A 23,924-nucleotide genomic window follows, 5' to 3' on the forward strand; every position below is an offset into this window, starting at 1 on the left:
ATGTTCTAAAACGCAAATTCGTTTCGGTATCCAGTTTTCAAGGATCAAGTCTTACTTGAGAGCTTAAACTCTCAAAACTGAGCAACGAGTGAGTAACAGGCCTAAACCTGAGTTTTGGAAGCTTAGCTTCCGATTTGAATGTTCTCATTGCAGAGAACGATTCTCCATAGAAAGGAGGTGATCCAGCCGCACCTTCCGATACGGCTACCTTGTTACGACTTCACCCCAATCATCTACCCCACCTTCGGCGGCTGGCTCCCTTGCGGGTTACCCCACCGACTTCGGGTGTTGTAAACTCTCGTGGTGTGACGGGCGGTGTGTACAAGACCCGGGAACGTATTCACCGCGGCATGCTGATCCGCGATTACTAGCAATTCCGACTTCATGCAGGCGAGTTGCAGCCTGCAATCCGAACTGAGACCGGCTTTGATGGGATTGGCTCCACCTCGCGGCTTCGCTTCCCGTTGTACCGGCCATTGTAGTACGTGTGTAGCCCAGGTCATAAGGGGCATGATGATTTGACGTCATCCCCACCTTCCTCCGGTTTGTCACCGGCAGTCACTCTAGAGTGCCCAACATTACTTGCTGGCAACTAAAGTTAAGGGTTGCGCTCGTTGCGGGACTTAACCCAACATCTCACGACACGAGCTGACGACAACCATGCACCACCTGTCTCCTCTGTCCCGAAGGCCGCTGCTATCTCTAGCAGATTCAGAGGGATGTCAAGACCTGGTAAGGTTCTTCGCGTTGCTTCGAATTAAACCACATACTCCACTGCTTGTGCGGGTCCCCGTCAATTCCTTTGAGTTTCAGTCTTGCGACCGTACTCCCCAGGCGGAGTGCTTACTGTGTTAACTTCGGCACCAAGGGTATCGAAACCCCTAACACCTAGCACTCATCGTTTACGGCGTGGACTACCAGGGTATCTAATCCTGTTTGCTCCCCACGCTTTCGCGCCTCAGCGTCAGTTACAGCCCAGAAAGTCGCCTTCGCCACTGGTGTTCCTCCACATATCTACGCATTTCACCGCTACACGTGGAATTCCACTTTCCTCTTCTGTACTCAAGCCACCCAGTTTCCAGTGCGACCTCAGGTTGAGCCCAAGGTTTAAACACCAGACTTAAATAGCCGCCTGCGCGCGCTTTACGCCCAATAATTCCGGACAACGCTTGCCCCCTACGTATTACCGCGGCTGCTGGCACGTAGTTAGCCGGGGCTTTCTTCTCAGGTACCGTCACTCCGGTAACAGTTACTCTACCGGACGTTCTTCCCTGGCAACAGAGCTTTACGATCCGAAAACCTTCATCACTCACGCGGCGTTGCTCCGTCAGGCTTTCGCCCATTGCGGAAGATTCCCTACTGCTGCCTCCCGTAGGAGTCTGGGCCGTGTCTCAGTCCCAGTGTGGCCGTTCACCCTCTCAGGTCGGCTACGCATCGTCGCCTTGGTGGGCCGTTACCCCACCAACTAGCTAATGCGCCGCAGGCCCATCCCTCAGTGACAGATTGCTCCGTCTTTCATTCTTCTCTCAGGAGAAAAAAGAAATTATCCGGTATTAGCTACCGTTTCCGGTAGTTATCCCAGTCTGAAGGGCAGGTTGCCTACGTGTTACTCACCCGTCCGCCGCTAAGTTACTTTGAAAGCAAGCTTTCAAAGTAACTCCGCTCGACTTGCATGTATTAGGCACGCCGCCAGCGTTCGTCCTGAGCCAGGATCAAACTCTCCAATTAGTATTGAAAAGAGCGATATGCTCATTTTGAAACATCTGACGAGAAAATTAATTCTCTAATTTTGGATTTCACTTACGTGATTTCCTACTCACTCGTTGTTCAGTTTTCAAAGATCAAGTTCTCGTTGGCGCCGTTTAATGTCTCAGCAGCAACTCTTATAATATATCATGCTTTCTGATTTATTGCAACTCTTTTTTTTCAAAGTTCTTTGCAATCTAATTCAGATTATCATTCACCAACCGAAAGCTTTATAGTTCCTCTTTGCGACTGGATTTATAATGTACCATATATCCCTACATAAAAACAACACTTAAAAATTTATATTTTATAAATAAGTGCTTTTGCCCCACTTTATTTAACATCTTTTATCCCTATTTACCTATAAAAAAACGTGTAGATTCTAAGGATACAGAATCTACACGTAAGTCAAACAACGGCTTAATATATAAATTTATTAGTTTGAAATCCAAGGATTTCTACGTTTTTTAGTACTCGCTGCTGAACCTTGAGATTTCGTAGCAGTTTTGCTTTTCTTGCTACTAGGTTGACCTGAGGTCTTTGCTTTTTTGCCTGTTGCTGTTTCCTTTGCTACATTCCCCTTATTCTTGAGAGATGCGTTAGAAGTTGACTCATCACTCTCTGTTCTAGCCGTTTCGGGAGATTCCTGCACGAACGCTTCAGGTTCTTGAATTTCCGGCACCCGATTATGCTGCGAATAATTACCTATCCCTGGATACTGCGGATTGGATGGAATATTAGAGTTATCCGGTCCACCAAATGCTCCAAGCGTAGAAGTAGGTACCGTTCCCTGATTAGGCATTCCTGCTCCATATGCGGAAAAAGCGTTTGGATTCCCATATTCAGGATAGGTGTTATATACAGGCATGTCATATGAATAAGTTTGCACTGGTTGAATATGCACGCCTCCGCACCCACAAGTTGGCCAAGGAAGGTTCGGCGTCTGTCCTCCATATTGAGGAACAGCATACGGGGAGAAATCCCCGCCAACATTCATGCCAGCAACATTAGCCTCCATCGGATTCCACTGTCCTGGACTCATATTAGGGGCAGCATTGGGATTCCATTGTTCTGGGCTCACGTTAGGCGCTGCATTGGGATTCCATTGCTCTGGGCTTATGTTTGGCGCGGCATTTGGATTCCATTGTTCTGGGCTTATGTTTGGCGCGGCATTTGGATTCCACTGTTCCGGGCTTATGTTTGGCGCGGCATTTGGATTCCACTGTTCTGGGCTTATGTTTGGCGCGGCATTGGGATTCCACTGTTCTGGACTCATATTAGAATACATATTGCCCGAAAAATAACATGGTGAAATACATTCTGGTGCATAAGCCATTGGCTGAACATAACTTGGTGCCCAGTTCATGTTCATATTAGGGCTATTTTGATATGAATCATAGAGATAAGGATTTCCTCCCAGGCCCGGGTATCCGTTGGAATTATCCCATGTGCAATCATTGTCTGCTTTCTTCTCAGCTTTAGGTGCTTCTTGTTGAGCAATCGGTTCTTGATTTGGAACCGTAATCTGAACAAATAAACTCTGCATTTCAATTTCTTGCACTGGAGCAACTTCCATTTGCATATTAGGCGCAGGATTGGGTGCAATATTTTGTGTATTAATAGGGGCGATGTTTAGCGATGGGTGTGGTGCAGAATTGGATTCAGGTGAGATATTTGTCACTGGTTTAGGTGCAGGTTTAGCTTCTGGCTTGGTCTCTGGTTTTACTTCTGGTTTAGTTTCTGGTTTAGGTGCAGGCACTACTTCAGCAGCAGGCTGTTCTTTGGGACCTGTATATTCCTTGCCACCCACCTGCGTTTTCTCTGACGCGTTAGACGGCGTATACCCAGGCTGTGTCGGTGAGGTATTGGATACTTTTTTAGGAATATTAACTACTTCCCCTAACATAAGTACATTTGGATTCTTTAGTTGGGGATTGGCCTCAACCATATCCTTCAAAGGAATTCCCCAGGCTTTAGATAATTTCCACAAGGTATCTCCTTGTTTAACTGTGTGCTTGTAGTAAACTTCACTGTTCTCCGGTACGGATACAGGGGCCGTAGGTATTTTTACTTTGTCTCCAACCGCTAACACATTCGGATTACTGATCTGCGGGTTTGCTTCAATAATTTTTTGTAACGGCACTCCGTACTTTTGCGATAAGGCATACAAACTATCGCCTTGTTTGACAATGTGTATTTTCACGTAGCATTAACCTCCTAAAAGTTTTGTGGAGTATTGCTTTCTTTACAGCTACACAGCAAAACTGACTTCGAAAGCAAACACCCTTTTCATGGAACATTGCTCTCTTACAAAGTTATATGCGGTACAGCCGCCTCCTTCGTTACTACATCTTATGCAGCCCATGGGCGAATGACATCCCCGAAATAAAAAAAATCCTTTCATGATCCATGAAAAGATTAACCGGAGACTCCCGTTTTCTTCTGCATGTATGCATAAAAGGACTTCTGATGCGTATTCAATGCTATTTACGTTGTATGATTAGTCTTTATTCCCAAACCTTATAGCCATCTTTATCAACCACATTACGGAACTCTTCGAGCAGCTTCAAAGTGATTGGACCCGCTTGTCCTTCACCAATGATCCGGCCGTCAATTTCACGTGCTGCAATAACCTCAGCAGCTGTGCCAGTGAAGAACACCTCGTCCGCTATATAAACATCATGCATTGTGAACGGTTCTTCTTTCAGTTTAATACCTAATTTCTCACAGAGCTCAATGATCGCCAGACGGGTAATTCCTTCAAGGGCTCCCAAGTAACATGGAGGAGTGAAAACTACACCATTTTTGATGATGAAAATGTTATCGCCCGATCCCTCAGTAACATAACCTTGAGCGTTCATCATGATGGCTTCGTCGGCTTCTGCCAAGTTGGATTGGATTTTTACTAGGATATTGTTTAGGTAATTAAGCGATTTGATCTTTGGATTGAGTGCATCCGGAATATTACGGCGTTGGGACACAGAAACTGCACGAAGTCCGTTCAAATACGCTTGTTCTGGGTAAATAGCCAGTTGCTCAACGATAATAATTACACTAGCTTTTGGACAACGGCGTGGATCAAGACCTAAGTTCCCTGGTCCCCGGGAGACGATCAGTCGAATATAACCGTTCCGCATGTCGTTAAGACGAATCGTTTCAGCCATAGCTTCCAGCATCTCATCATACGTTAGCGGAATGTCCAGCATGATCGATTTTGCCGAATCATACAGTCTGTCCAAATGCTCTTTACATTTAAAAATATTGCCGTTATAGATACGGATACCTTCAAAAATACCGTCTCCATACAAAAAACCGTGATCAAAAACGGATACCTTTGCATTTTCCTTCGTTACGTGTTGTCCATCCAAATAGATCCATTGCTCAGCCATGAATTTACTGCACCTCCGCTTTCTCTTCCTCATAGGTGTATGTGGGATACGAGCCCAGAATCCTTACCTGACAGCCTAAAGCACTAATTTCTTCAATAGCCCCTGGCAGCAGAACAGATTCTATCGGTTCCAGCACATCAATATAAAAATAATAAGTACCCAGCTTCTTCTTCGTTGGTCGTGATTCAATACGCGATAAATTCAGTTTCCGCCAGGAAAAAGCAGCAAGCACCTGATGCAAGGCACCTGGAAAATCCTCTGGCAGCGTTACTAGAACACTCGTCTTTACTCCTGTGCTGCTCCGCGGAAGATCTATCTTCTGTGGACCAACCAGGACAAACCGTGTGTAGTTGTTGTTGTGATCTGTAATTTGCCGATCTACAATCTCCAGCCCATGAGTAGCGGCGCCAAGAGCGGTACCGATAGCAGCCCAGCCCTTGCCGGGATTGTTTTTGACGATTTCTACAGCTTCAGAGGTACTTCCAACCGACTCCAGTTCAGCCCAAGGGGCATGCTTACGAACAAATTGCATACATTGTGCCATTGCTACGGGGTGCGAAAGGATTTTTACCATCTTGGTGAAATCCTTGTTGCCGTCTGTATCTGTGAATTCCCTTGGGTTACCGATAAGATTCTGTATCGATGGAAAAATCCATTCCGTCTGCATTGGCAGATCCACTTCATTGATGAGCCAATCGATGTGAAGACTAACTGAGCCTTCAATGGTATTTTCAATCGGAATCACGCTGTAATCGGTGGTACCATTCGCCGTAGAGAGAAATACATCGGAAATTAACTTGTGATGCACAAGCTTTACAGGTTCACCGTTAAACAAATGCAGCAGCGCTTCGTGGGATACCGAGCCCTGCGGCAATACCGCTATTGATTTCATGACCGTACTCCTTTTATCATATCCAAAAATGATACGTTTTGCATCTCGTTTATTTCGAGCAGCTCTGTAGTAACTCCAGAAGCACAAGGTGTTAACCAGCAGGTCCGAGCGGAAATGCCATGTTCCTGCATCGTATTCTTCAAGAAGGCCTCAAGCTCACTCTTACGGGTCTCTTGGCGATCCACTAAACATAGCAGAGTCGGTCCAGCACCGCTAAGTGCGATCCCTAAAGCACCGTGTTCAGGAGCTTCTGCGAGCAGCTTCTCCATGCCCGGTATAAGCGGTGCACGATACGGCTGATGCAGGCGATCCTGCATCGCTCTGCTAAGCAGGTCAAGCCGGCCTGATGCCAGCGAAGCCGTCAATAGAGAGGTTCTGCTGATGTTGTACACAGCATCACTAACTGAGATTTCTGTTGGAAGCAATCCCCGCGCTTTTGTGGTTTCCAGTTCGAATTCAGGAATAACCACCAGCACCTCAAGATTTTGTGGTGGTTCTAGCCGAACATAATCCGCATGTTCACCATCCCACACGGCAGTAATAATGCCGCCAAACAAGGAGGCACCCACATTATCGGGATGTTTCTCAAGCTGGGTAGCCATATCAAACAGCTTAGCATTATCCAGCGGAGAGCCAATCATTGTGTTCGCTGCGACCATTCCGCCAATAATAGCTGAGGCACTGCTGCCGAGTCCACGCGTAAGCGGAATCTCCGAGTACATGGATATCGATAATTCAGGCACCGTAACGCCTGCCTCTGCAAATACCATTTGAGCGACCTTATAGAGTAAATTGCTCTTATCCTGAGCCACTCCATTCATCTCATCACCATATAGATGAAAAACAGTCTCCTCTGCTTCCTCCATCTCAATCCAGGCATATAGCGGCAAAGCCATACCCAGAGTATCGAAGCCCGGACCAAGATTGGCAGTACTAGCAGGCACTTTAACCCTAGCTCTTCCGTAAATACTCATAACAGGTACAATCTCCTTACTATGTTTTGAAATATGAAAGTATTAGTTCAGTGGCTTGGTTAACCTTCCACACGATAATGGCTCTTAATCCGGCGGATGACTTTCAGCTCCTCGAAATGGCGCAGCACTTTGTTCATGCTTGCTTTACTAGCGTTATGAGTGACAATAATGATCTCCGCATCAGGATTATTGGGATTGGCTTGCTGAACTACTGAATCCAAACTTACATCATATTCGGCAAACACTTGAGTAATCTTAGCCAATACCCCTGCTTTATCATCAACATGCAGAAGCAAAAAGTTTTTATAAAAAATAGCTTCATCACTCTTAAGCTTTTTCTGCTTGTAAGGTACTTTTTGCTTCAATCCATTCACACCTAGTTTAAGGTTCTTAATGACAGCTACCAAATCAGCTACCACTGAGGTTGCAGTTGGCATTGCGCCCGCACCCGCACCGTAGAACATGGTCTCTCCCACTGCTTCCCCGTATACGTAAACTGCGTTGAACACGCCATTGACGGAAGCCAAGGGATGACTAGCCCGAATCAAGGTTGGCTGAACACTGATGCTGAATTCTTCATCCTGACGTTCAGCGATGCCTAACAGCTTAATTTCATATCCGAGACGTTTCGCAAAGGCGATATCCGCCTTACTCACCTGAGAAATCCCACTCACACTTACATCATGCAGCTCCACATTAGTACGGAAACCTAAGGTTCCGAGAATCGCCATTTTGCGGGCAGCGTCCAGGCCTTCCACATCCGAGGTTGGATCAGACTCTGCGTATCCCAGATCCTGCGCTTCTTTTAACACATCATTATAGGATGCGCCTTCTTGGCTCATTTTGGTTAGTATGTAATTAGTCGTTCCATTCACGATACCTATAATCTTCATAATCTTATCTGAGGAAAAGCCCTCGATAAGTGTGCGGATAATCGGAATGCCTCCTGCTACGCTAGCCTCATAAAAGACATCACATTGCTTCTCCTGCGCCTTAGCAAGAATCTCCGAGCCGTGCAGCGCCATCAAATCCTTGTTCGCAGTTACGACATGTTTACCGCGTTCCAAAGCTTCAAGAATATATTCTTTGGTTCCCGCGATTCCCCCCATAACTTCAACGATGACATCAATTTCAGGATCACGAATCACATCCCATGGATCTGTCGTTATTTTAGCAGGATCAACCTCGATTTCGCGTGGTTTATTAGAATTATTCACAGCTATACGTTCAATGACAATTGAAGAGCCTACCTGGCTGCTTAAATCCTCTTGATTCCCTTCCACGATACGAACTACACCTGTGCCTACTGTTCCCAGGCCCAGCAACCCCACTTTAACCGGCTTCATCTGTCTCCTCCTAAAAGTTTACGAATATAGTTCCTATCCCTGTCCAACGATTAAAGCACGCTTCACTCCTGGAATCTCTTTCAGACTATCCAGCATCTCTCCGAGCTCCTCATTTAAGTGTGAAATTTCTACGGAGATCACCACATTTGCCCGGCCTTGCAGCGGAATACTCTGGTGAATCGTCAACACATTAGCCCCATGTCCTGCTACAGAGCCTAGTACCTTGGAAAGCATTCCAGATTCGTGCTCCAAATCCATGGAAATCGTAACGATCCGCTCTCGTTCGAGCTGATGGATCAAGTGAATTCCATCCTTGTATTTATAAAAAGCGCTTCGGCTTAATCCCACCTGCTCTACACCTTCATTTACGGTCTTCGCATCCCCGGCCTCAAGCAATTGTTTAACCTGCATAGTCTTAAGTACAGCATCAGGCAATATGTCCTCCCGGACCAAATAATAGCGTTCTCTCACGAACGTCCTCACCTCAAAGACTTTTGTGTTTTCTTAGTGGACATTATATCGGAAAAGGCTTGTAAAATGCAATAACTTTATCTGGATGCTCCAAGGCCGGGTAGTTAGGTGTAGTAAAACCCCCGGATTCCCGGGGGCAGAAGGCAATCGTATGTACACTAGCTGTATGGAATCGTCGTCCCGCAATAGTCACAGATTTTATCCTGCCCAGGAAGTACTCTACTCTTAGCACCGCAACTCGGACAAACGATGGATTTCGGCAGTTGGACAGGTGGCTTAGGCCTATTCTCCGGCAATGACTGCCGTCCAGATGATGGCTGGTTCTCTGTTGCCGCGGAGGGCTGTGCCCGGTCAGGATGTACAAGATTGGGCGGTTGTTTATCTAAGAGCTTAACACGTCCTTCATAATAGACAAGATCAGAAGCAAGTAACCCCCATCTCACCAAATACCGTAGGTCTCTACGTACATCATCTTCACTTTGTTTCGTGATATCAGCTAAATTACCAATATGCCTAACATCATCCACTACGATCAGCATGAGATACTTCTTGCACAGAAAATCAAAGTTTTCTGTTGCGAAGGTAGCCCTCCCTGCAAAGCTGTCTGCCGGAATTATAAAGATCACGTAGAGGACCACCAGAATGATCAATAAAGTGTACCACTTAAAATCCCCTTTGTAGGTCCCCACGGCGAAGAGGACAGCAAGTTCCATAAAAGCTCCCATACATACATGATAGAGCAATTTGTAGTTAAATGATTTCCGCTCATTCTTATAATGAGTGCTTACAAAACGAAGCATCGCAAGTACAAACCCAAGCGGAGCAAACAAATAGGCAATCGCCATGATGATTCGATCAAACACTGTCTGGTCTCGTTTGTTACGGTAGCGAAGGTTATTCTCAGGCGCACGCACCAGTGCTTGTGCCCGTTTGGAATAAATAAGCTTCGGCGGCAATTTCACAAATGAATTGTCTACACGTCCTTCATAATAAACAATATCTGGAGAAAGCACTCCCTGATCTTTTAAATATTCCAAAACCTCGCGGACATTCTCTTCACTGAATCCGCGGATATCGGATAGGCTGCCGATATGCCTTATGCCGTCCACAAGAACCAATGCGATATAGTCATTGCAAAGATAGGTGAATCCCTCTCTCCATCCTACGGCCCTAACGGATAATTTGATGGCGGGAATCCTAAACAATGCGTAGATAATCACCAGCCTGATCAAGAGTGCGACATAATCGATTTGACCGAGTAGCTTGCTAATAATGAAATAGATCGCCAATTCTACAAAGGCACCCATACACGCATGATAAAACAGGTTAATATTGCTTGCTTTGCGCTGTCTCTTGGAATGTGTAGATAATAACCGAATGGCAGCCAATATAAAGCCAACCGGAGCAAATACATACGCAAACACAATAGTGGTATAATCAAACGCCGTCCGCTCATATTCATGCTTGTACACAGGTTTTCCCGATGCCGGCGGCTGTCTGCGTATATCCAATCCACTCATTTTGTCTTTAATCCCCTTATTTATGTAATCCTATATGCGATGCAGCTAATCTGTTGGTTGACGGCATTAATTGTACGGGATCTTCGTTCCACAGTAATCACAGCTTTTAGATTGGCTTGGGAGCACAGTATTCTGGGCTCCGCACCCCGGACAACGGATAGACTTAGGCAGTTGCGGCGGAGACTGAGGCTGCGCAGGTATTTGCTGCCCCGATGCTTGGGTTCTCCCCGTTCCTCCAAAGCCCGAAGTACTTTCAGGGTAACCTTGATTAGCTGCTGATGGTTCTCGCGTCTGGCGCCCTTCGGATAATGCGACATCAATATCAAGCAGTCCTTTATCCTTCAGATACTGGACATCTCTCCGTACATCACTTTCACTTTGGCCTATTCGTTCAGATATACTGCCAATATGCCGGATATTCTTATTTTGAATCAGCTCTATATAAGAAGTGTTAAGCTTAGAAAGGGTATATTTAGCTTTCGCTGTCACACTGGCCAGTATAAAAGCTGGAGTCAAAAACATGATTGCAATTAAAATAAGCGTTGATACTAATTCAGAAGTTCCAAATTCCCCATTGAGCGCACTAGAAAACATAGCAATAGAAAGTTCAACAAACCCACCAATAAATACATGCATCAGCAGATTGAGGTTAGTCGGTCTGCGGTAATTTTTGTAATGCGTTGTCATCAAACGTAACAAGGCAAGCACAAGTCCAACTGGCATCAGCAGATAAGCAGCCGCGAGAATAACATAATCAAACCCGGTACGTTCGTATTTAAGCCGGGGAACGACTGCATTTCCTCCCGGGAGCGGTGACGGCTCTTGTAGGTTCAAACTGTTCATGTAGTAAACTCCTCCTATTTAAGTGCCGCTAATTCACGGTTACGCCGCTGAAGTGTAGACTTTATACTCTCTGACATCTCATTTACTTCTACCTGCCAGCCCTCATGTGGCTCTTGGGTCGCCAGCAGTAGCTTCACGTGATCATGTAACAGAGAAATCTGCTGCTGCAGAATATCCTCTGTAGCATATAAAGACGGTTCTGATATCGGATCACTGTACTTAAATTTTTCCTCCAACATATCTAACACGTTCACTAGCTGCTCGGATTCGGAATTCTTCCAGCTACTAGCCAGCTCACTCATTTCAGTTAATTCGTTCTGATACCGCCGAAACTTTTGTAAAGACCTTTTGGCTTGCTGTTCCCCTGCCCCAGCATTCCACCCGTAAAGCCCTATCGCGGCCAAAGTGATCGCTCCTAACACAAGAATCAGCAATTGTTCGGCTGCGTACCACAAGGCGGGTAACTCCAGCAGCCAATCGAAGAGTAAGGCCGATACAAATACGATGGCTGCATAGATTCCCGTAATGATTGCGCCGCTGATAAGAACAGGCGGAGTCTGCTGAATGCTACTTGCAGTTCGGAGCCAAAAAATACAATAGCCATAGATTACACTTTCTGCTAACAGAACCGCGGATAAAGAAATTATGAACCGAAACAGTGAGTCGGAGAAACCTAATCCAATAAACGAGAACACTGTCAGTACTATAGCTACCGCATAAATGATGGTAATAATGTATATATATCTCCTGCTTTTGTTCATTAGGTCCTCCTTAGCCTGCTTTTGTTCCGCACTCTGCACAGAATTTTTGTCCAGCTTTCAGCTCATGTCCACAGCCGCTGCATTTAATCACCATGCTGTCTCCACAATGAGGACAGAATTTCACCCCTGGCGCTACCATAGTCCCACATTTACCGCAAGCTTTAGGCATTTCTTTTCCACAGGAGACACAAGAAGCCGCTCCCTCAGGATTATCTGCTTTACAGGATGGGCAAGGACGATAAGGATTCCCGCAACCTGGACAGAACTTAGCTCCTGCATTTAGTTCATGCCCGCATTCAAAACATTTGATCTTGTTCGCAGAGGGAGAACCTTGCGGGTTGCCTCCAAGCGCCTGCCCACAACCGCTGCAGAACCGTCCCTCTACTGGATTCATAACTCCACACTTAGAGCAGGAACGCTGCTCTTGACGTATAACTGTAGTCCCTGAATCCAAGTTCATCCCTCTAGTCATACGGTTCACCATATCCATAGCGGGTCCAGCAAATCCCATTCCAAGTCCAAGCCCCATCCCGGTGTTCATCATGCCCACTCCAAGATTGCCGGGATTACCTGCCGCTTCTTCCATCGTGTCAAAACCACGCTCCTGCTGATAGGTGAAGCCCATGATATCCATTTCCGCTTTTTTAGCCAAAGCTTCCTTCAAACGAATCGTTGCCGGATCATCCTCTGGAATATTGATCGAATCAATATAGAAATTATTCAGCTCAATGCCATTATCCAAGAAAGCCGAGGCTAGTCGGCCCTGAATATGTTTGGAGATCTCTGCAACATAAGCATTAATCTCCAGTATGCTGATTTGCTTGTGCACAAGGTAAGAAGAAATAAGTTCATTTATATTCGACATCAGCAGTCCGCGGAAATAACTGATAAGCGTTTCATGATCAAACTGCGGGAGCGTCCCTACGAGCTTCAGCAAGAATTTTCGCGGATCATCGATTTTTACACCAAACTGCCCAAAAGAACGAACAGAAATCATAATTTTGTATTTGGGATCCTGAAGCTGTAAAGGTGAGCTCGTTCCCCATTTGACATTCATCGAATTCGTCTTATTCACATACCATACTTCAGCCGTAAATGGTGATTTTCCACCAAAAGGAAGATTAACGATATTGGATAAAATAGGTATATTAGCGGTGCTTAGCGTGTGCCGCCCAGCTGTAAAAGAATCAAGCGCTTGTCCGCCCTTGAATAGAATCGCTTCCTGGGATTCATTAACGATTAGTTGTGTCCATGTCCCCAGCTCCTGGTTAGGATATTTCCATGCGAATATACCTGGAGGACCGTCATACTTCACCACTTCTATAATTGCCATCTGCTATTCCTTCTTTCATTATCTTATATATAAATAACGTGTACGCTCCCAAATGGGAATTAGTGTATTTCGATATTTATTGTATACGATATATATCGTGTTTTGGGTTCTTTTATTGAAAAAAATTACTGATCTCCTCACAAAAAAAGCGCCAACTATGCTATCCCTTTACAGGAAAACCATAGTTGGCGCTTCATAGTCAGCTAAATATTAATAGTAGCTGCTGTTCTCAACGAATTCGAATTCGAAATCAGCGATACGGACAATCGTTCCTTCTACAGCACCGCGTTTACGAAGCTCTGCATCTACACCCATATGACGCAAAGTCCGTGCCAGCTTGAGAATCGCATCATGTGTGCTAAGCTGCATGCGCTTCAGCATACGTTCGATACGTGGGCTTGTGACCACAAACGCCTCGTTATCCCGTGTAATAGTAAAGGAATTATCCTCTTCTGCTTCCAGCTTATACACCTTACGTTCAGTAGTTTCAGCAACTTCCTCAACCACCGGCGCAACCGGAATGCTGTCGAGAATATCCGTTGCACGATATAGGAGCTCCTGAACACCCTGACGGGTAAGGGATGAAATTGGCATGATTTCTAAATCCGGCCGCACCTCAGCTACGCGTTCGCGGAAAGAAATAAGATTCTCTTCTGATTCAGGCATATCCATCTTATTCGCCGCCACAATCTGCGGACGATCGATTAGACTAGCATTGTACTGCTTCAGCTCATCATTAATTAGAACCCAATCCTCGAAGGGATCACGGCCCTCAGAGCCAGACATATCAACTACATGAATGATGATACGCGTGCGTTCAACGTGACGCAGGAATTCGTGACCCAGACCTATGCCTTCACTAGCTCCCTCGATTAATCCAGGCAGATCCGCCATCACAAAGCTTCGGCCATCCCCAACATCCACTACCCCTAAATTCGGTGTAATTGTTGTGAAATGGTAAGCTCCGATTTTGGGCTGAGCTGCGGACACAACCGACAGCAACGTAGATTTACCCACACTCGGGAAGCCTACAAGCCCTACATCAGCCATTACCTTAAGTTCCATAACAACATAACGCTCTTGGCCTTCTTCACCGTTCTCCGCAAGCTCTGGTGCAGTATTATTAGCTGTGGCAAAACGGGTGTTACCCCGGCCTCCACGGCCTCCACGTGCAACTACAACCTGTTGTCCATGACGCGTCATATCGGCAATGATCTCTTGCGTATCATCGTCAATCAGAATGGTTCCTGGCGGAATACGAACGATCATATGATCCGCATTCGCTCCATGTTGGCTTTTGTTCCGTCCTTTAATCCCTTTGTCAGCTTTGAAGTGGCGCTGATAACGGAAATCCATCAACGTGCGCAGTCCCTCATCTACACGGAAAATAACGTCGCCTCCACGGCCTCCGTCACCACCGGCAGGACCACCCTCCGGTACATATTTCTCCCGGCGAAACGCAACGAGACCATCCCCGCCGTCACCGCCTTTAACATAAATCTTAGCTTTATCTACGAACATAAATGTTCACCTTCCTCACATTTCAAGCGGTAATCGCAGCTCGACATAAGCCCTGCTAGGCTTAAACTGCTCTGCTTTCATGATTTTTCCTTGTACTATATTATAAATTTGCCCTTTGAGCAGCTCGGGATTGCCATGCTCCCCCTCGCCTTCGAAGGAGATAAGAATGTCTCCTCCATCCTGAAAAAAGCCAAGGCGCAGCTTGCGCGTCTCCCCCTGAGGAGCCAGCCCGTTGTACTGATAAGCCCGTATGGTCTGCATAATCACTGAAGTCAGCTCATCTCCTGCTTCTGGATTTAGCTTGTCCTCTAGCTGCAACCCTTCCTCCACCTGAACTTCCAATTCCAGACTAGACCTGTTAGTTCGGAAGGATTGGATATAGAAAACCAATGAAGGAATGCCCAACTTAGCGATACGACTATCAAGTGCTATGCGTTCCTTTATTCTTTCCACACACTCCACGGATTTATTAGGCTTTCCAAGCTGAATATATCCGTATAGAATCTGCAAATCGTTCATCCAATCATGTCGATGATGATTCAGTGTCCGAATCGCCGCCTGTTGCAGAGTGTTCTCTTGTATACGCAGCTCCCGTTCATAATGACGCTGGCTCCAGATAAAACTGAAAGCAACGATTGCCACTACCCAGACTCCGAGTAATAGACACGTCAGAAGAGAAGTATGCCAATACAAAAGACCTAAAGGAAGCATTACGGATAACATGACTGCCCAGATTGCACTTTTCCAGGATTTCATTCTTTCTCCCCGTCCCTCAGTTCGCAAAATTCATGACTTCGTTTAGATAATTTGTTTTGTTAGTATCATTTACCATTTCCTAGTATAACACACGCGTTCACTGTAGTTCACCAGAGATAATAACGAGAATTTCACATCTATCTAACCATTCCAACTTTGCATCACAAATAATTATGAATATTCTACAAAAAAGCCTCCGGCACTCATGCCGGAGGCTTCTACTTGCTCATATGGTCCGTAAGCTTACGCTTCCAGTGCCGCTGCTACCGGAGCGACATCAACTGGGTACACGCTCACTTTTTTGCGATCGCGGCCCCAACGTTCGAACTTCACTACGCCATCCACCATTGCGAACAAAGTATCATCTTTACCGATGCCTACGTTAGTTCCTGGGTGAATTTTTGTTCCGCGTTGACGAACCAAGATGTTACCGCCGGTTACTGCTTGACCGTCAGCACGTTTCACGCCAAGACGTTTGGAATGGGAATCCCGTCCGTTTTTTGTGGAACCTACACCTTTTTTCGATGCGAACAATTGAAGATTCAATTTCAACATGTTGTCAACCTCCTTCTTTAAATATTTACTTGCTGTATTTGAATATACTTCCCGTATGATTCTGCGATATCATTCAGCATTACGACCATGGATTCAAGCAGCAATTGTACCTTCGCGGAAGTATCGAAATCTTCAACAGAACTTAATGTTCCACTTAAGAATCCGTTCTTCATGGATGTATCCATGGAGATTCCGGTCAAGGTCTCAATCGAATTGACGGTTCCAACTGTTACAGCGGATACCCCGGCACATACGATATCTTCGCCACGCTTCGCATAACCCGCATGCCCCTTAACCTCAAAGCCAACGATAGTTCCTAGATCCGATAATCGTGTAATCCGCACGCTAATCATTAACGCACCTTCTTACGCTTGAATCTTCTCGATAGTTACTTTCGTGTACGGTTGACGATGACCTTGTTTCTTGTGGTAGTTCTTCTTAGGTTTGTATTTGTAAACTACAACCTTAGCGCCTTTACCATGTTTCTCGACTTTAGCTGTTACAGACGCGCCGCTTACTAGCGGAGTTCCTGCAGTCAGACCACCATCATTAGAAACAGCCAATACACGGTCAAAAGTTACACTTGCGCCGTCTTCAGCTTCCAACTTTTCAATGAACAAAACGTCGCCCTCTTGGACTTTGTATTGTTTACCACCAGTTTCGATAATTGCATACATTTTACTTGCACCTCCTCATGTCTCAGACTCGCCTAGTCTAGGTGGCAGAATTCCCGTAGGAACTGCGCTTATGTACCCGATCGGAGCGGTTACAGCATGTGCAGGATCAACTGCATCAAACACATACTTGAAGATAGTATCATACTTATGACTTATCGTCAACTCATTCCAGCCATTCTCCAACTTTTCCGGTTCCCCCGCAGCACTGGCAAATCACAGGCGCAAAGCTGGCTGAATCATGCCTTGCCTTCTTTCTGGTCATCTCGAGCAGCCCGAGTCTTGTCCACCCCAAAATATGTGTTTTGGTGCGATCCTTGCAGATCACTTTCTCTAATCGCTCTGTGACCATCTTGCGGTGAAGCTCTTGTTCCATATCAATAAAATCGACAATAATGATTCCACCAGTATCGCGTAACCGGATCAAACGACCGATCTCCTCAGCTGCGAGCAAATTCGTATTAGTAACCGTTTCTTCAAGCGATGCTCCGCCAATGTATTGAGCGGTGTTGACATCAATTACGGTTAACGCCTCTGTCTCATCCCAGATCATTGTTGCTCCGCCCTCCAGCGTGATTTTGCGGCTGAAGCTCTTGAGCAATTGATCCTGAATACCATAAGCAGCGAAAATAGACTCCGCTCCATTATAAAGACAGACTGGCTTGTACCCTTCAGGAGCCATGTCGTCCAGAAAGGCTGTTGCTTCTCTAGCTGCGGCAGATGAATCAATAATCAACTGATCCCGTTGCGGATTAAAGGCATCTCTTATAAAGCGTTGGACAATACTAAGATCACGATGTAGTAAAGCGGGAGCCTCTACCGTTTGTGCCTTACGTGTAATATTCTCCCATTGGGCACGCAAAAAAGAAAGATCACCCTCCACAGCTTCATGTGGCTCGTCCTGAGAAACCGTCCGCATAATAAGCCCTTCTTCTTTCATTCGCAGACGTTCTCCGATTCCTTTGAGACGACTGCGCTCTGCATCCCGGCTTATTTTTTTGGAGACACCGACGTATTCTGCAAAGGGCATGTACACCATCCAGCGCCCGGGCAACGTATAATGAGTCGTTACACGCGCGCCTTTTCCGCCGCTCGGCTCTTTCCGCACTTGAACAACAATATCCTGTCCCGGCTGCAAAAGCGTCTCGATAGAGGGCTTCACATCAGGCTGTTTATCCAAATTAGGATGCAATACATCATCAACATATAAAAAAGCATTCTTCTTCTGTCCGATATCAACAAAAGCAGCCTGCATACCTGGAAGTACGTTAATCACACGGCCCTTGTAATAACTGCCGACCAACCCTTGCTGCTGATCGCGTTCAGCCGCGTACTCCACCAGCCTTCCGTTTTCCAGAAGAGCCATTCGGGTAATGTGCTGCGTGCAGTGAACGATCATCTGTTTCATGGCTTCACCTCTGGTTTCGTTCGTTCATTCCTTCACATTCTCTGCATAAATACACTATATTCCGAAGTAGGTTGATATTAAGCGCTGTTCCGGCACAACAGCAACAACATTTCCTTTACCGTTTAACACATAGATAAAATGATATTGATTACGTTTAAATAGACGCAATATATCATCTAAAGGTTTCGCAGATAATGCAACTATTGGACGAGCTACGCTTCCTGTTCGCAAATGATACTCATAAACAGCCTCCCGATTCATCAAAAAAGCAACAAACCGGTACGGTAAATTACGATGGTCGGTGAAATTCGAATACAGCAGAAAAGCTCCGATCATGACCATATTCAGCCTAAGGCCTCCACCCGCTCCAAGAGGCAGCAGCGCATATATAATCACAAGGACACTTGCGGCTACACTCACCCGTCCAGTCCATAACAAAGTGTAGTAATAAGGAAGTACTAAACTAATAGTGGCCTGAAGCACTTTACCTCCGTCAAGCGGCAGCACTGGCACTAGATTAAAAAGCCCAATAATGGCATTGGCATGAATAAAATAGGTCAGAAATTCCTGATTGCCATAACCGGCTTGTTGAAGTCCAAAAGCAATAACGATCATAATTCCATTTTGCAGTGGACCGGCAAGGGCTATTCCGATCTCACGACTGGCTGTAAGCCGCCCATGATCTTCAATAACAGCCACTCCGCCAAACGGAAGAAGCTGAACCGACTTAACTGTAACACCGGCCAAAAGAGCCGCAACGACATGTCCCATTTCATGAATGAAGACAATCGTAAATAAGGTGAGCAGCTCTAGAAATTGTCCCGTGACCACGGAGAATAACATAATGATCACGAACAGTGGATGTAGTGACAGTTCGATACCAAAGATCCTAATCAAACGATACCACTTCTGTAGGATCAATATAAGTCTTGTCTTTTATCACTGCGAAAAATAGTGTTGAAGCTGAGGATACGTCCTTCTCCATCATCCAACCGAGTGAATCCCCGCTCTGCACCCAGTCATCAACCTCCAGCTTGGTGCCGCTCAAATGTCCGTATTCTGCAGTGACACCGCCTGAATGCTGAACAGCAATTCGAATGCCCCCTTCCAGCTCCTTAGAGATGGAGAGAATACGTCCCATGTCTATACTTTTCACCGTCACATTTAAGGTTGAATCGATTTGAGGCATAATTTCCACCCCTTTTAGCGTAGATGCAAAAGGCTGGACAATGCTCCCAGCTATCGGGGCAGTAAGTTGATGATGAGCGGCCACTTTTTGAGCAGGCTCATCTTTATCCCCAAATATCGGAATGAACGCTGGAGCTCCGTTAAAGTTCTCCTCATACCAGACTCTCACAGCCGTGAAATCCATGTCATTGCTTAACGCATCACTAATAAAAGCTTGCATCTTATAGGACCATGGCTGATGTACCGCAAAAATCCCCCACACCGCTCCAAACACAAGAACACTAGCAACAAAGCGCCGAATAAAACCAGCAGTGAAATTTGAGCCTCCACCGCCGTTATCCTCCCAGCCTCCACGACTCTTTTTCCACATCACCTCTGGATCGGGCTCTACAGAGGATTGATCCGCATTCTTAAATCCTGTTCCCCATTCCTTAAAGCTCGTACTCTTATCCGGCATAATAAATAAAGGGGGAGCGTCCGCTATTTCAAGTTCCGGGACTTCCGAAACTCCTGAGACTGCTGAGACTTCCGGGAGTTCCTCCAATAAACTACGAATACGCTCCTTGCGGCGATTCTTGATATCTGATTTCTGATCCATATTTATCCCTCCGGACGGGCTTGTTTTACTTCCATTTTATGAAGCACGGAAGTCTCTTTAGAACAAGCCCCTCCAAGGTAGGCCATATAAATACCGGAAAGTACTAGAATGAGCTAAGCTTTTAAGCGAGATATATAAGACTGTTCCTTAAGCTCACATTGTTAAGGAAAAATATGTAACCGTCAAACCTGGCGTCATCTGAATCTTCCCAGAGATCTTCTACTGATTGACTCGACTACGGTCACAGCGGCAAACTCCCGAGTGCCTTGGGCCCCATACAAAAAAATCAGAGGGCATTAAGTTGCATGGCACCTTGTTTCATGACCAGCTATACCTCTGAACGTGGCGGAATCGATCGCAAAGCGACATCGGCATCGGGTCGTTGAATTTGAAAATAACCGGAGTGAAATTGTGCGGGTTGTGACCGATGTGAGAAAAGCTGCCCCTCACGTTATCGCTAAGAATTATAAGACACGCTGGCAAATTGAAGTCTTTTTCCGGTGGATTAAACAGCATCTGAATGTGCCTTATCTATTTGGAACGACAGAAAATGCGGTATATAGTCAATTATTTGTGGTCCTTGCCGTCTATGTGCTCCAGAAATACATTTTTGATGAAATTCATCCCAACATGCCTATCTTTACTCAACTGGCCTTTTGGGAATCTGTGCAGTATTTCCGCATGTTTAATCTTCCACTGGAGCGGCAGGTTCAGCTTGGCCTGCTCTGGAATAAATGGAATTCCGGAATATCTGCCATCCCATAATGTGGCGAACTGAACTATCATGATTGAAAAACAAGACAAAAATCGACATTATTTCTTTTGGATAAATATCCTGTAGGAAAAAGGGATCATTTTACTTATTAACCATTCACTTCTATATCAGTATTTGATATGGTAATTAAGTACAAAAAATATATATTTGGAGGAAAAACATCTTATGAAAAAAATCTCTAGTTTATTTCTTTTAACGGCTGCTATTTCTTTAGTAAGTGCAGTTCCAACGTTTGCTGCGAATGAATCTAGTACTAACGCAAGCCCACCTTCGTTTGACTCTATTGCACCTTTTGTAGCGGGGGAAGCTACGTTTCCTGCGAATGAATCTAGTGCTAACACAAGCCCTTCTTCGATTGACTCTATTGCACCTTTTGTAGCGGGAGAATCTACGAGTGTTGTTGTAGCTCCTGTTACCTATCAATTCTCAAATCCCATTAATGGAGCTGGCCAGTACGGAAAAATTACACTTGAATCAGCTGGAAAAGCTTCATTATATGTTTACTACAATACAGGTAATGGAGTATGGACCTCGATGAATATTCATGATCCAGGAACCAGTTTTATTTTATTAGATGCAGGCCAAGGCTCAGACTCACTTACTTTCTACATGAATTTAGGTTGGCAATATAAAGTTTACGTATTTGCGGAGACTCATACAGCAAAAGGATATATTAGAAACTACCAATAATCACTAAATGTAATAATTTTATTTTGGGGCATTTACCGAAATCCAATTAAACAGCGACAGTCTTGGACTTTATTTTCTCGTCCTTTGCTGTCGCTGTTTAATTTGCTAGGGGAAGTAAAAAACATATTTTATAAAGTATGACAATTGGGATACTCGCGTGGAACATAGCATCGAGTCTAACCCTTTATTTTTCTACTGACAGTACTCGCTGTAGGAGCGGAAGCAGGTAACGCTTGTACTGTTTGATCCAGTGTAGGATGTTAAGGTGTGAGGCATGGTGCTTAAGGTGGGCCGACAGTTGAGGTAAATTAAATTTCAACTCGAAGAGGATTAAGGCTGGATAAAGATAGGTGATGATATTGACGCAATCACAGAACAAAACCACCCTACGGGTGAATAAGCTTACTAGCCAGCGGTCATTTGTCTGCTGGCTAGTAAGCTTATTCACAAAGGTTCCGTTACAAGCTGGACAGAAAAACTCTAGAAATTCTCCGGCTTCCAGCTCATATGAGCACTTTGTCACTATAAATTCGGGTACAGGATCTACCATCCCTCATTCCACACAGACATAATCCACCCATTCTTCAGGCTTCATATCTTCCTCCTATGGACTCCATAGGGACTGTTCCCTTTCCTTATCCTATTGCATCTTTTGACCTTCCTCTTTTTTCATTCCTTAGTATTACTCATTTCTTTTGATTTTTATATTCTCACTTCTCGTCATAATAATAAATCCGTCCATATTCTGTGTGCCAAATGACCACAAGCAACATTCGGTGCTTACAGCATGGACAGCATATCGGGTCTGCCCAGTAACTCTCTATCATCTGTTCACAGTAACTTTTCTTCTTTCATTTTTCCATAGGGAAGGTCATCCGAATTTGTTTATGTACCATGAGCCCCAATTCTTTGCATTGTATCATTGCCTATTATAATACAAAAAATCCCATCCGTAGATTTCTCTATGGATGGGATCAATTATGTTTTTATAGTAAAATCGCTAGACTTAAGACTAGGACATGCCGAAAAATTTCTTAAGTTTCTTAAATGCTCCCGGTTTGCGGTCAAGCTGCATCAGGGGTACAGCATCACCTAGAATTCGGCGTGCAATATTGCGATAGGCAATAGCAGCTGAAGAATCGGGATTCATAACTGTAGGTTCTCCGTTATTTGCGGCTTTAATGACTAATTCATCATCCGGAACAATTCCGATAAGATCAATGTTCAGCACCTGTAATATATCCTCAATATCAAGCATATCCCCAGACTTCACAAGACCTGGGCGAATACGGTTTACCACCAATTTCGGCGATTCCACACTCGACTGTTCTAATAGTCCGATTATACGATCGGCATCCCGTACAGCGGCATGCTCTGGTGTGGTAACCACAATCGCTTTATCCGCACCGGCAATCGCATTGCGGAAGCCGTGCTCGATTCCTGCCGGACAATCGATCAGAACATACTCATATTCCTTCTTTAGTTCAAGAATGATATCTCTTACTTGTTCAGGAGAGACAGCCGTTTTATCCTTTGTTTGAGCTGCAGGCAGCATATACAATTCATCAAAGCGCTTGTCTTTAACGAGCGCTTGATTAAGGCGGCAACGTCCTTCCGCTACATCCACAAGATCATAAATAATACGATTCTCAAGCCCCATAACTACATCCAGATTACGCAGTCCAATGTCGGTATCGACGAGACATACTTTTTTGCCCTGCAGTGCAAGTGCGGTTCCAATGTTGGCTGTTGTGGTTGTTTTGCCAACTCCGCCTTTGCCCGAGGTTACGACTATCGCTTCTCCCATGGAGGCTACACCCCTTTAAACACATTTAAATCCTGACGTAATTTGACCAAATTATGAATCTTATCGATCTGCATAGCTCCGTTTGTTAAATATGCAAATTCCATACTGCTTTCTCGGGTTTCCCATTCATCGGGCGGACGACTAATAATATCGGCAATTCGCAGCTGCGTTGGAGACATTAAAGAAGCAGCTATAATCGCTTCCTCATTCCCGTCTACTCCAGCATGCGCCATCCCTCTTAGCGAACCTAGTATATAAATATCGCCTGAACAGGTTATGGTCCCCCCAGGGTTCACATCCCCCAGATATAGAAGATTTCCGTTATGGTGCAGCACCTGACCGGAACGTAGAATTCCGCTCATCAGAAACAATGCGTCATTATCCTCACCGCCGGGCGCTGGAAGCGCCTCTATAGATCGAATCAACAGATTTCCCTGTCCCTTAAGAATCTCCAGCACAGCTTCCTTGTCTTCCTCAGTTACGGTACGATTGCCCAGCTTTATGTCCACATGTACAATCGGTCCAGTTAAAATATTTTGATGGCTGTGCTCCAGCTTATAGCGAAGCTCGCTCAGAAGATCTTCAAAGGGACATTTGTCGTCTAGCAGGAATATCAGGCCATCCTTGATGCCCTTAATCCTTACATGCTTGGATTTTACTGTCATATGCCTGGCCCC

At 45.3% G+C, this 23,924-nt stretch carries 23 protein-coding genes, 1 rRNA gene and 1 other annotated feature; of the genes, 2 read left to right on the forward strand and 22 right to left on the reverse strand.

Annotation, left to right across the window (positions count from 1 at the left end; all coding sequences use genetic code 11):
• Positions 1-170 precede the first annotated feature (170 nt).
• From NST58_RS26070 to NST58_RS26165, 20 genes are all read right to left on the reverse strand, one after another.
• A 16S ribosomal RNA gene (locus tag NST58_RS26070) occupies positions 171-1,728 on the reverse strand.
• Between the two features lie 454 nt (positions 1,729-2,182).
• Positions 2,183-3,949 (reverse strand): LysM peptidoglycan-binding domain-containing protein, encoded by a 1,767-nt coding sequence (locus tag NST58_RS26075; protein ID WP_339244609.1) that lies wholly within the window; start codon positions 3,947-3,949, stop codon positions 2,183-2,185.
• Between the two features lie 304 nt (positions 3,950-4,253).
• Positions 4,254-5,135, reverse strand: coding sequence for a branched-chain-amino-acid transaminase (gene ilvE, locus NST58_RS26080; RefSeq protein WP_036685189.1), 882 nt, complete (start codon positions 5,133-5,135; stop codon positions 4,254-4,256).
• Between the two features lie 4 nt (positions 5,136-5,139).
• The gene (gene pheA / locus NST58_RS26085) at positions 5,140-6,027 is read right to left on the reverse strand and encodes a prephenate dehydratase (RefSeq protein ID WP_036685188.1); all 888 of its coding nucleotides are present in this window, start codon (positions 6,025-6,027) and stop codon (positions 5,140-5,142) included.
• Positions 6,024-7,001 (reverse strand): homoserine kinase, encoded by a 978-nt coding sequence (gene thrB, locus NST58_RS26090; protein WP_076280022.1) that lies wholly within the window; start codon positions 6,999-7,001, stop codon positions 6,024-6,026. Before thrB ends, pheA begins: the two co-directional genes overlap by 4 nt.
• Positions 7,002-7,060: 59 nt before the next feature.
• Entirely contained in the window at positions 7,061-8,347 is a 1,287-nt protein-coding gene (locus NST58_RS26095; RefSeq protein WP_036685184.1) for a homoserine dehydrogenase, read from the reverse strand.
• Positions 8,348-8,380: 33 nt separating this feature from the next.
• Positions 8,381-8,818: an ACT domain-containing protein gene (locus tag NST58_RS26100; protein ID WP_038573029.1), complete on the reverse strand. Its 438-nt coding sequence runs from the start codon at positions 8,816-8,818 to the stop codon at positions 8,381-8,383.
• A gap of 158 nt (positions 8,819-8,976) precedes the next feature.
• Positions 8,977-10,338: a hypothetical protein gene (locus tag NST58_RS26105; RefSeq protein ID WP_076194469.1), complete on the reverse strand. Its 1,362-nt coding sequence runs from the start codon at positions 10,336-10,338 to the stop codon at positions 8,977-8,979.
• Positions 10,339-10,404: 66 nt separating this feature from the next.
• A complete protein-coding gene (locus NST58_RS26110; RefSeq protein ID WP_339244612.1) occupies positions 10,405-11,181 on the reverse strand; it encodes a hypothetical protein in 777 nt (258 codons plus the stop codon).
• A gap of 14 nt (positions 11,182-11,195) precedes the next feature.
• Positions 11,196-11,942: a hypothetical protein gene (locus tag NST58_RS26115; RefSeq protein WP_076129386.1), complete on the reverse strand. Its 747-nt coding sequence runs from the start codon at positions 11,940-11,942 to the stop codon at positions 11,196-11,198.
• A gap of 10 nt (positions 11,943-11,952) precedes the next feature.
• Positions 11,953-13,275, reverse strand: coding sequence for an SPFH domain-containing protein (locus NST58_RS26120; RefSeq protein WP_038573034.1), 1,323 nt, complete (start codon positions 13,273-13,275; stop codon positions 11,953-11,955).
• A gap of 210 nt (positions 13,276-13,485) precedes the next feature.
• Positions 13,486-14,796 (reverse strand): GTPase ObgE, encoded by a 1,311-nt coding sequence (obgE, locus tag NST58_RS26125; protein WP_036685174.1) that lies wholly within the window; start codon positions 14,794-14,796, stop codon positions 13,486-13,488.
• Positions 14,797-14,811: 15 nt separating this feature from the next.
• Positions 14,812-15,552: a Spo0B domain-containing protein gene (locus NST58_RS26130; RefSeq protein ID WP_076105522.1), complete on the reverse strand. Its 741-nt coding sequence runs from the start codon at positions 15,550-15,552 to the stop codon at positions 14,812-14,814.
• 243 nt (positions 15,553-15,795) lie between these two features.
• Positions 15,796-16,107, reverse strand: coding sequence for a 50S ribosomal protein L27 (rpmA, locus tag NST58_RS26135; protein WP_036685171.1), 312 nt, complete (start codon positions 16,105-16,107; stop codon positions 15,796-15,798).
• Between the two features lie 17 nt (positions 16,108-16,124).
• Positions 16,125-16,460, reverse strand: a complete 336-nt coding sequence (locus tag NST58_RS26140) for a ribosomal-processing cysteine protease Prp (RefSeq protein ID WP_036685168.1) — start codon at positions 16,458-16,460, stop codon at positions 16,125-16,127.
• A gap of 12 nt (positions 16,461-16,472) precedes the next feature.
• The gene (gene rplU / locus NST58_RS26145; protein WP_036685166.1) at positions 16,473-16,784 is read right to left on the reverse strand and encodes a 50S ribosomal protein L21; all 312 of its coding nucleotides are present in this window, start codon (positions 16,782-16,784) and stop codon (positions 16,473-16,475) included.
• A gap of 14 nt (positions 16,785-16,798) precedes the next feature.
• Positions 16,799-16,885, reverse strand: a sequence feature (ribosomal protein L21 leader region).
• On the reverse strand, positions 16,800-16,967 hold the full coding sequence (locus NST58_RS26150) for a hypothetical protein (protein WP_155288184.1): 168 nt from the start codon (positions 16,965-16,967) through the stop codon (positions 16,800-16,802). (Overlaps the previous feature by 86 nt.)
• Complete coding sequence (locus NST58_RS26155; protein WP_076129388.1) at positions 16,948-18,189, reverse strand: Rne/Rng family ribonuclease; 1,242 nt, start codon at positions 18,187-18,189, stop codon at positions 16,948-16,950. The genes NST58_RS26150 and NST58_RS26155 overlap by 20 nt, the downstream gene beginning before the upstream one ends.
• 54 nt (positions 18,190-18,243) lie before the next feature.
• Positions 18,244-19,086 carry a M50 family metallopeptidase gene (locus NST58_RS26160; RefSeq protein ID WP_036685160.1) on the reverse strand — a complete coding sequence of 281 codons (843 nt, stop codon included), beginning with the start codon at positions 19,084-19,086 and terminating at the stop codon, positions 18,244-18,246.
• Positions 19,079-19,975 (reverse strand): M23 family metallopeptidase, encoded by an 897-nt coding sequence (locus NST58_RS26165; RefSeq protein ID WP_339169459.1) that lies wholly within the window; start codon positions 19,973-19,975, stop codon positions 19,079-19,081. The genes NST58_RS26160 and NST58_RS26165 overlap by 8 nt, the downstream gene beginning before the upstream one ends.
• A gap of 342 nt (positions 19,976-20,317) precedes the next feature.
• On the opposite strand from NST58_RS26165, the gene NST58_RS26170 reads away from it, so the two are divergent.
• Together NST58_RS26170 and NST58_RS26175 are read left to right on the forward strand one after the other, a co-directional pair.
• Positions 20,318-20,740 (forward strand): transposase, encoded by a 423-nt coding sequence (locus NST58_RS26170; RefSeq protein ID WP_339244617.1) that lies wholly within the window; start codon positions 20,318-20,320, stop codon positions 20,738-20,740.
• A 175-nt stretch (positions 20,741-20,915) separates the two neighbouring features.
• Positions 20,916-21,440 (forward strand): hypothetical protein, encoded by a 525-nt coding sequence (locus NST58_RS26175; RefSeq protein WP_076218576.1) that lies wholly within the window; start codon positions 20,916-20,918, stop codon positions 21,438-21,440.
• 1,012 nt (positions 21,441-22,452) lie between these two features.
• Here the strand turns inward: NST58_RS26175 and minD are convergent.
• Positions 22,453-23,247 (reverse strand): septum site-determining protein MinD, encoded by a 795-nt coding sequence (minD, locus tag NST58_RS26180; protein WP_076218577.1) that lies wholly within the window; start codon positions 23,245-23,247, stop codon positions 22,453-22,455.
• Between the two features lie 5 nt (positions 23,248-23,252).
• The gene (gene minC, locus NST58_RS26185; RefSeq protein ID WP_076280016.1) at positions 23,253-23,912 is read right to left on the reverse strand and encodes a septum site-determining protein MinC; all 660 of its coding nucleotides are present in this window, start codon (positions 23,910-23,912) and stop codon (positions 23,253-23,255) included.
• Positions 23,913-23,924: the final 12 nt, after the last annotated feature.

It is taken from the genome of Paenibacillus sp. FSL R10-2796 (assembly GCF_037965315.1).
Taxonomy (GTDB): domain Bacteria; phylum Bacillota; class Bacilli; order Paenibacillales; family Paenibacillaceae; genus Paenibacillus_AQ; species Paenibacillus_AQ odorifer.